The sequence below is a fragment of the Streptomyces recifensis genome (assembly GCF_002154615.1).
Lineage (GTDB): Bacteria > Actinomycetota > Actinomycetes > Streptomycetales > Streptomycetaceae > Streptomyces > Streptomyces griseoluteus.
On sequence record NZ_MUNH01000272.1, the window covers coordinates 1 to 9,216 of the forward strand.

Below are 9,216 nucleotides of genomic sequence, written 5' to 3' on the forward strand. Positions count from 1 at the left end.
CGCCGCGCCCGACCCCGGCCTGCCCGGCTTCGCGCCGTTCACCCGCGGCGGCCGCCCGGTGGGCAACACCCCGGGAGGCTGGGACGTACGGCAGCGGCACGCGGCGCTCTTCGACGGCTCGGTGCTGGCCGACCTGGAGAACGGTGTCACCTCCCTCTGGCTGGTGCTCGGTGAGGGCGGCATCCCCGTCGCTGACCTCGGCCGGGCGCTCGACGGCGTCTACCTGGACCTCGCCCCCGTGGCCCTGGACGCGGGCGCCGACACCGAGGCGGCCGCGGACGCGCTGCTGAAGCTGTACGAGGAGCGGGGCGTAGCCCCCGAGGACGCGCGCGGCAGCCTCGGCGCCGACCCGCTCGGGTACGAGGCCCGCACCGGCACCCCGCTGGACTTCGCCCCCGTCGCCGCGCTCGCGGCCCGTGCCGCCGCGTATCCGGGGCTGCGCACGCTGACCGTGGACGCACTGCCCTACCACGAGGCGGGCGGTTCGGCCGCGCAGGAACTGGGCGCCTCCCTGGCCACCGCCGTCGCATATCTGCGGGAGCTGACCGAGGCCGGGCTGAGCGCCGAACAGGCCGCCGCCCAGATCGAGTTCCGGTACGCGGCGACCGCCGACCAGTTCCTCACCATCGCCAAGCTCCGCGCCGCGCGCCGGCTTTGGGCGCGGGTCGCCGAGGTGTGCGGGGCGCCGGGCTCGGGCGCGCAGGTACAGCACGCGGTGACCTCGCCGGTGATGATGTCCCGGCGCGACCCGTGGGTGAACATGCTGCGCACGACGGTCGCCACGCTGGCCGCCGGGGTGGGCGGCGCCGACTCCGTGACGGTGCTGCCGTTCGACCACGCGCTGGGCCTGCCCGACGCGTTCGCCCGCCGCATCGCCCGCAACACCTCCACCATCCTGGTCGAGGAGTCGCACCTCGCGCGGGTCGTCGACCCGGCGGGCGGTTCCTGGTACGTGGAGCGGCTGACCGACGAACTGGCGCACGCTGCCTGGGAGTTCTTCCGGTCCGTCGAGCAGGACGGCGGCCAGGCGGCCGTGCTGCGCTCCGGCCGGCTCCGGGACGACCTCGCGCGCACCTGGGCGGAGCGGTCCGCGAAGCTGGCCAAGCGGCGCGAACCCGTCACCGGCGTCAGCGAGTTCCCCTTCCTGGACGAGAAGCCGGTGCACCGCGAGCCCGCCCCGGAGCCCCCCTCCGGCGGTCTGCCGCGCGTACGCCGGGACGAGGCGTACGAGGTGCTGCGCGCCCGCTCCGACGCCCATCTGGCCGCGACCGGTGCCCGCCCGCGGATCTTCCTCGCCACGCTCGGCCCGGCCGCCGAGCACACCGCCCGTGCCTCCTTCGCCGCCAACCTCTTCCAGGCGGGCGGCATCGAGCCGGTCACCGGCGGAAACTTCGAGGAGAGCGGCGCCACCGAGGCGGTCCTCTGCTCCAGCGACGCCCGCTACGCCGAGGAGGCCGAACAGGCCGCCGAGGCCCTGCGCGCGGCGGGCGCCCGGCAGATCCATCTGGCAGGCCGCCCCGCCGAGTACGCGGGCGTCGACCATTACGTCTTCGCGGGCTGCGACGCGGTCGCCGTCCTGACCGCGACTCTCGACCGCATCGGAGCGTCCTGATGGGAATCCCCGACTTCTCCGGCATCGAGCTGGGCACCCCGGCCGTCGACGGCGGCGCCGAGGAGTGGCGTGCCGCCGTCAAGCGGGACACCGGAGGCGGTGAGCCGCTGTGGGAGACGCCCGAGGGCATCGAGGTCAAGGGGCTGTACACCGGCCGCGACCTGGAGGGCCTGGACTTCCTGGACACGTACCCGGGCATGGCGCCGTATCTGCGCGGGCCGTACCCGACGATGTACGTCAACCAGCCGTGGACGATCCGGCAGTACGCGGGCTTCTCCACGGCCGAGGAGTCCAACGCGTTCTACCGGCGCAATCTGGCCGCCGGCCAGAAGGGCCTGTCGGTCGCCTTCGACCTGCCCACCCACCGGGGTTACGACAGCGACCACCCACGGGTGATGGGCGACGTCGGCATGGCGGGCGTGGCCATCGACTCGATCCTCGACATGCGGCAGCTCTTCGACGGCATCCCGCTGGACAGGATGACCGTGTCGATGACGATGAACGGCGCCGTGCTGCCGGTGCTCGCGCTCTACATCGTGGCGGCGGAGGAACAGGGCGTACCGCCCGAGAAGCTGGCCGGGACCATTCAGAACGACATCCTCAAGGAGTTCATGGTCCGCAACACCTACATCTATCCGCCGAAGCCGTCGATGCGGATCATCTCCGACATCTTCGCGTACACCTCGCAGCGGATGCCGCGCTACAACTCGATCTCCATCTCGGGCTACCACATCCAGGAGGCGGGCGCGACGGCCGACCTGGAGCTGGCGTACACCCTCGCGGACGGCGTGGAGTACATCCGGGCGGGCCGGGAGGCGGGGCTGGACGTGGACGCGTTCGCGCCCCGGCTGTCGTTCTTCTGGGCGATCGGCATGAACTTCTTCATGGAGGTGGCCAAACTCAGGGCGGCCCGGCTGCTCTGGGCCAAGCTGGTCAGGCAGTTCGACCCCCAGAACGCCAAGTCGCTCTCACTGCGCACCCATTCGCAGACCTCGGGCTGGTCCCTGACCGCGCAGGACGTGTTCAACAACGTCACGCGCACCTGCGTGGAGGCGATGGCCGCGACCCAGGGCCACACCCAGTCGCTGCACACCAACGCCCTGGACGAGGCACTGGCGTTGCCCACCGACTTCTCGGCGCGCATCGCCCGCAACACCCAGTTGCTGATCCAGCAGGAGTCGGGCACCACGCGGGTCATCGACCCGTGGGGCGGCAGCGCGTACGTGGAGCGGCTGACGTACGACCTCGCACGCAAGGCCTGGCAGCACATCCAGGAGGTCGAGGCGGCGGGCGGCATGGCGCAGGCCATCGACGCGGGCATCCCGAAGCTCCGGGTGGAGGAGGCGGCGGCGCGCACCCAGGCCCGTATCGACTCCGGGCGGCAGCCGGTGATCGGCGTCAACAAGTACCGCGTGGACACCGACGAGCAGATCGAGGTGCTCAAGGTCGACAACTCCTCGGTCCGCGCCCAGCAGATCGAGAAGCTGCGGCGGCTGCGCGCGGAGCGGGACGACACGGCGTGCCGGGACGCGCTGGACGCGCTGACCCGCGCGGCGGACGGTGAGGGCAACCTGCTGGAGCTGGCGGTGAACGCGGCCCGCGCCAAGGCGACGGTGGGCGAGATCTCGGACGCGCTGGAGAAGGTGTACGGCCGGCACGCGAGCCAGATCCGTACCATCTCCGGGGTGTACCGCAACGAAGCAGGCGAGTCCCCGTCGGTGGACCGCACCCGCGCCCTGGTGGACGCCTTCGAGGAGGCCGAGGGGCGCCGGCCGCGCATCCTGGTCGCCAAGATGGGCCAGGACGGGCACGACCGGGGCCAGAAGGTGATCGCCACCGCCTTCGCCGACCTGGGCTTCGACGTCGACGTCGGCCCGCTGTTCCAGACGCCGGAGGAGGTCGCCCGGCAGGCGGTGGAGGCGGACGTGCACGTGGTCGGGGTGTCCTCGCTGGCCGCCGGGCACCTCACGCTGGTCCCGGCGCTGCGCGAGCAGCTGGCCGAGGAGGGGCGCGAGGACATCATGGTCGTGGTGGGCGGGGTGATCCCGCCGCAGGACGTGCCGACGCTGCTGGAGATGGGCGCCACGGCGGTGTTCCCGCCCGGCACGGTCATCCCGGACGCGGCGCACGACCTGGTGCGGCGGCTCGCCGCCGACCTCGGCCACGATCTCTGAGCCCGGCATGGCCGCGATCGATCTCGACACCTATGTGAAGGGCGTGCTGGAGGGTAAGCGCGCCCTGGTGGCCCGCGCGATCACCCTGGTCGAGTCCACCCGCCCCCAGCACCGCGCGCTGGCGCAGGAGTTGCTGACCGAGCTGCTGCCGCACAGCGGGCGGGCGCGGCGGATCGGGGTGAGCGGGGTGCCGGGCGTCGGGAAGTCGACGTTCATCGACGCGTTCGGCACCATGCTGACCGAGCGGGGTCACCGGGTGGCCGTGCTCGCCGTGGACCCGTCCTCCACGCGTACCGGCGGCTCCATCCTGGGCGACAAGACCCGGATGGAGCGCCTCGCGGTGGACCCGCACGCGTTCGTCCGCCCCTCCCCCAGCGCGGGCACGCTGGGCGGGGTGGCGAAGGCGACCCGCGAGTCCATGGTGGTGATGGAGGCGGCCGGGTACGACGTGATCCTGGTGGAGACGGTCGGCGTCGGGCAGTCGGAGACCGCGGTCGCCGACATGGTGGACTCCTTCCTGCTGCTCACCCTGGCCCGCACCGGCGACCAGCTCCAGGGCATCAAGAAGGGCGTGCTGGAGCTGGCCGACGTGATCGCCGTCAACAAGGCGGACGGCCCGCACGAGAAGGACGCGCGGGCCGCGGCCCGTGAACTCGCGGGCGCGCTGCGGCTCATGCACGGCAAGGACGCGTTCTGGACCCCGCCGGTGCTGCACTGCAGTGCCCGTGAGACGAGCGGTCTGGACACGGTGTGGGAACGGCTGGAGCAGCACCGCACCCTGCTGGACTCCACGGGCCGGCTGACCGCCAAGAGACGCGACCAGCAGGTGCGGTGGACCTGGGCGATGGTGCGCGACGAGCTGCTCGGCCGGCTGCACGCCGACCCCGAGGTCAGGAGACTCGCACCGGACCTCGAACAGGAGGTCAGGCAGGGGTCGTTGACAGCGACTATGGCGGCGGACCGGATTCTGCGGGCCTTCGGGAAGCGGGACGGGGCGCTGTGACAGCCCTGTGACCGGAGGAGTGGCTTCCACCACAGCCGGTGGGGGCCGCTCCTGATCGACTCACCGGATGCGCAGATCATTCGCAGGTGTGGGAGTGCTCGCCCTTCTGGCCCTCGCCGGGTGCGGCACCGCCGAGCCCGGCGCGGGTGCGGGCGGGGTGCGCGCGGAGGCCCTGTGTCCGTCCAAGGCCCCGCCCTACGGCGAGGTCCCTGGCGCCCGTCCCACGGCCACCGCCGACGCCCCGCGCCCGCCGGGCACGCCCACCCCGGTGCCGTCCGGCACGGGCACCGCCCGGGACGGGGTGCGGATCACCCGGCAGTACGCCGGTGCGATCGACGAGGAGGGCGTCTGCCGGGCGAGTTCCCTGACTGCGGAGTTCGAGGTGACCAACCCGGCCGCGCACGACATGACGTACACGGTCGTCTTCGACGCCCGGGGGTACACCGGGGCGAGCCGGGTCGTGGGCCCGGTCGGACCGGGCAGGACCGTGCGCGGCCGGGTGGCGATGAGCCGGAGCCACGGGGACACCGCGGGCGGCACCAGCGTGTCGCTCATGTCCGTGCGCAGCATCCCGAGCTCCGAGGCCCCCGCTCCCGGCGGTCCGTGCCCCGCGTCCGGGGTGCGGGTGTACGCCGACGAGGGGGACGCGGCGATGGGGTTGCGCGTGGTGGGCCTGCACCTGGAGAACTGCGGCAGGGAGCCGTACGCGGTCGACGGGCGGCCTGAGTTGGAGATCCTCGACGCCGAGCACGAGCGCGTCGAGGGGGTGCGGATACTGCCCTCGGCCGAGGTCGCCCAGCTCGGCGGCCCGCCCGACGTGGCCCGCCCGCTGACCCTGCGACCCGGCGAGCGCGCCCTGTCCGGCATCGTCTGGCGCAACACGGTGGAGGCGGTCGGCGGCGCCGTGAACGCCCCCTACCTCCGGGTCCGCGCCAGGGCGGGCGCCGCGCCGGTGACGGTGACGCCGGAACTGGACCTCGGGACGACGGGCAGACTGGGGGTCCAGGCATGGCGGAAGCAGGAGTGACGGGCGCTTCCGCCCCATCGGAAGGGGACGTGGTGGAGGACATCGCCTACGCGGACAAGGGACGGCCCTCGCCGCACGCGCTCACCGGTGCCGGGGTCGCCGTGACCGACGCGGCGGGCCGGGTCCTGCTCGGCTGGTCGAAGAAGCGCGGGGTGTGGGAGCTGCCGGGCGGCAAGAACGACGCCGGGGAGGGCTTCGCGGAGGCCGCCGTACGGGAGTTGGCCGAGGAGACGGGGCTGCGGGCCGATGCGGAGGACGCGCGGCTGCTGGCGCTGCTGATGGACTCCGTGCACGGCGTCCCGCGTGTGACGGCCGCGGTGCGGGTGAGCGCGTTCAAGGGGGAACCGAGCGTGCGGGAGCCGGAGTTGATCGACCGCTGGGAGTGGCACGACCCCGCGGTGCTGCCCCGGCCGCTGTTCACGCCGAGCGCCCATGTCATCGACACGGTGTGGCCGGGCCTGCTGACGGGGCTGCCACCGGTGCACCGGTATCCGGTGGCGGGCGCCTAGGGGATGTCTCGCCGATCTGCGCGGGCCCGCGACCCCTGGCACGGCACCTCGCCGCACGGCCGAATCGCCCAAGTACGTCCAGTACGCGGACGACCCGACCGCACGCCGAGGCACCGCACCGGACGCCGCGGGCTGATCCACGAAGACCGACGAGACACCCCCTAGGGCCTCCTCGGCGGAACCCGCCTCAGCGCACCTCGATGAAGGCCGCCGCCTCCCGTGCCGGCCGGGCCGGGGGCTCCTGGGCCGGGTGACCGATCGCCACCGCGCCCATCGGGTCCCAGCCGGCGGGCAGGTCCAGCACCTGGCGGACCACGTCACGGCAGAACATCGTGGAGGACACCCAGGCCGAGCCCAGCCGCTCCCCGGCCAGCGCGACCAGGAAGTTCTGCACGCCCGCGCCCGTGGCGACCACGAACATCTCCCGCTCGGCCGCGTCCCGCCGCGCGTCGCCGTATGTGTGCGAGCCGTCCATGACGAGGCAGGGCACGGCCAGGTACGGGGCGTTGCGCAGGACGTCACCGCGCCGGACCCGCTTGGCGATGGACTCCTCGCTCTTACCGTCCCGGCGCAGGTCGGCGATCCAGGCGTCCCGCATCGCGTCCAGCAGCGCGAGCCGGGACTCGGCGGACCCCAGCAGCACGAACCGCCACGGCGTGGTGTGGTGGGGGGCGGGCGCGGTCACGGCGGCGGCCACCGCCCGGCGCACCGAGCCGGGGTCGACCGGCTCGTCGGTGAAGGCCCGTACGGTACGGCGCAGGCTCAGGGCCTCCCGTACCGCCTCGGAGGTGCCGAGCCGGAACATGTCGTCCCGCGCGGAGCGCACCATCGCCCGCGCGCCCTCGCCCTGGTCGGTGGCGCCGGTGACCACGTGGGGCAGGCCGCGTACGACCGCCACCGGCAGGCCGGAGGCCTTGCCCTTGACCAGGTCCCCGGCCGAGGCGAGTTCGTCGGCGGTGGCGACGACGGTCGCGGAGAGCGGGTTGCCGTGCGCGTCGGTGCCACCGCGCAGGTCGGCCAGGACCCGCACCCCGGCCGCGCCGATCGCCACGTCGGTGAGCCCGGCGCGCCAGGGGCGGCCGAAGGTGTCGGTGACGATCACGCCCACGGTGACACCCAGCGCCTCCCGCAGGCCCTCGCGGATCGCCCGCGCGGAGGCGTCCGGGTCCTCGGGCAGCAGCAGTACGGTGCCCTCGGCGGTGTTCGACGCGTCGACGCCGGCGGCGGCCATGACCAGGCCCTGCCGGTTCTCCACGATGCGCAGGGGCCCGCGCCGGGCCACCACGCGCACGGTCTCGGCGTCGATCGCGGCCTCCCGGTCGGCGGCCCGCACGATGCGTCCCTCGGCCTTGGAGACGATCTTGGAGGTGACGAGCAGCACGTCCCCGTCGGCAAGACCCGGCTCCGCCGCGGCGATCAGCTTGGCCAGGTCGGCGCCCGGCGCCACCTCGGGCAGACCGGAGGGCGCCCAGACCCGGTACTCGCTCACGCGGTCCGCACCTCCTCGGCCAGCTCCAGCGCCTCGCGCGCCATCGCGGCGGTCGCGTCCAGGTCGCTCATCATCAGCGGGACGGCACGGCAGCGGATGCCGGCCGCCTCCACCGTCCCGACGGAACCGGCGTCCACGGTGTCGACCAGCCAGCCGTCCAGCAGCCCGGAACCGTAGTGCGCGGCGACCGCGGCGGCGGTGGACTCCACGCCGACGGCGGCGAGCACCTTGTCGGCCATCCCCCGCACCGGCGCGTCACCGACGATGGGGGAGAGCCCGACCACCGGGACGCCCGCCTCCGCGATGGCCTCCCGGATGCCGGGCACCGCGAGGATGGTGCCCACGGACACCACCGGGTTGGACGGCGGGAAGAGGATGACGTCGGCCTCCGCGATGGCCTCCAGCACACCGGGCGCGGGCTTGGCCTGCTCGGCGCCGACCGGTACGACCGCCTCGGCGGGCACCGAGGCGCGCAGCCGCACCCAGTACTCCTGGAAGTGGACCGCCTTGCGCTCGCCGTCCAGGTCGACGGCGACGTGGGTCTCCACCCGGTCGTCGGTCATCGGGATCAGCTTCACGCCCGGCTTCCAGCGGTCGCAGAGCGCCTCGGTGACCGCGCTCAGCGGATACCCGGCGCCCAGCATCTGGGTCCGCACGATGTGAGTGGCGAAGTCCCGGTCGCCGAGCCCGAACCAGCCCGGTCCGGCGCCGTAGGCCGCGAGCTCCTCCTTGAGGTGGAAGGTCTCGTCCGCCCGCCCCCAGCCCTGCTCCTCGTTGATGCCGCCGCCGAGCGTGTACATCACGGTGTCGAGGTCGGGACAGACCTTCAGCCCGAAGAGATGGATGTCGTCGCCGGTATTGCCGATGACCGTGATGTCCGCGTCCGGGGCGGCCTGCTTCAGACCGCGCAGGAACCGGGCACCGCCGATGCCGCCTGCCAGAACCACAATGCGCATGGGATCAGTGTGTCAGCAGCCGCCGACAGCGCGTGCGGCCGGTGATCACACCGCGGCCGGGCTCGGCTCCGTACGGGCCTCGCAGTGCTGGGCCGTGTGCATGGGCATCTCGGTGAGCCCCGGGTAGTAGATGTGCAGGCTGACCGCGGGCTCCAGCGCGTCGTTGACCACGTCGTGCACGTAGCCGGGCGCGAAGACCCGCTGGGCGCCGGCGGTGAGGGTGCGGGTGCCCCGGTCGGTGCGCTCGGTCAGGGTGCCCTCCAGCACGGTGAGGATGCCGGAGGAGCGGCCGTGGTCGTGCGGTCCGCTGCCCTGGCCCGGCACCCAGGACAGCAGCCACACCTCGTAGCCGGGGCCGGTGCGCAGCCGGTGGTACCAGCGGGTGGTGGCGTCGTAGCGGACCAGGTGTGCCCACCGGTCGCGGTCGGCGGCGACCGCGCGGGCCA

General features: G+C 73.7%; 8 protein-coding genes. 5 read left to right on the plus strand and 3 right to left on the minus strand.

What is annotated here, in order from left to right; translation table 11 throughout:
* The 5 genes from CCN33_RS16105 to CCN33_RS16125 form a co-directional block, all read left to right on the plus strand.
* Positions 1 to 1,612, plus strand: a 1,612-nt coding sequence (locus CCN33_RS16105) for a methylmalonyl-CoA mutase family protein (protein WP_086694301.1), incomplete at its 5' end; no start/stop codon positions are given.
* The gene (scpA, locus tag CCN33_RS16110; protein WP_086694302.1) at positions 1,612 to 3,786 is read left to right on the plus strand and encodes a methylmalonyl-CoA mutase; all 2,175 of its coding nucleotides are present in this window, start codon (positions 1,612 to 1,614) and stop codon (positions 3,784 to 3,786) included. The genes CCN33_RS16105 and scpA, both read left to right, overlap by 1 nt.
* A gap of 7 nt (positions 3,787 to 3,793) precedes the next feature.
* Complete coding sequence (gene meaB, locus CCN33_RS16115) at positions 3,794 to 4,789, plus strand: methylmalonyl Co-A mutase-associated GTPase MeaB (protein WP_086694303.1); 996 nt, start codon at positions 3,794 to 3,796, stop codon at positions 4,787 to 4,789.
* Positions 4,790 to 4,883: 94 nt separating this feature from the next.
* Positions 4,884 to 5,816 carry a DUF4232 domain-containing protein gene (locus CCN33_RS16120; protein WP_244173827.1) on the plus strand — a complete coding sequence of 311 codons (933 nt, stop codon included), beginning with the start codon at positions 4,884 to 4,886 and terminating at the stop codon, positions 5,814 to 5,816.
* 32 nt (positions 5,817 to 5,848) lie between these two features.
* Complete coding sequence (locus CCN33_RS16125; protein WP_279628177.1) at positions 5,849 to 6,325, plus strand: nucleotide triphosphate diphosphatase NUDT15; 477 nt, start codon at positions 5,849 to 5,851, stop codon at positions 6,323 to 6,325.
* A 187-nt stretch (positions 6,326 to 6,512) separates the two neighbouring features.
* On the opposite strand, the gene CCN33_RS16130 is transcribed toward CCN33_RS16125, so the two are convergent.
* From CCN33_RS16130 to CCN33_RS16140, 3 genes are all read right to left on the minus strand, one after another.
* On the minus strand, positions 6,513 to 7,814 hold the full coding sequence (locus CCN33_RS16130; RefSeq protein WP_086694306.1) for a coenzyme F420-0:L-glutamate ligase: 1,302 nt from the start codon (positions 7,812 to 7,814) through the stop codon (positions 6,513 to 6,515).
* The gene (gene cofD / locus CCN33_RS16135; protein WP_086694307.1) at positions 7,811 to 8,770 is read right to left on the minus strand and encodes a 2-phospho-L-lactate transferase; all 960 of its coding nucleotides are present in this window, start codon (positions 8,768 to 8,770) and stop codon (positions 7,811 to 7,813) included. Before cofD ends, CCN33_RS16130 begins: the two co-directional genes overlap by 4 nt.
* A 45-nt stretch (positions 8,771 to 8,815) precedes the next feature.
* A partial coding sequence (locus tag CCN33_RS16140) for a cysteine dioxygenase (protein ID WP_086694308.1) occupies positions 8,816 to 9,216 on the minus strand: 401 nt, incomplete at its 5' end.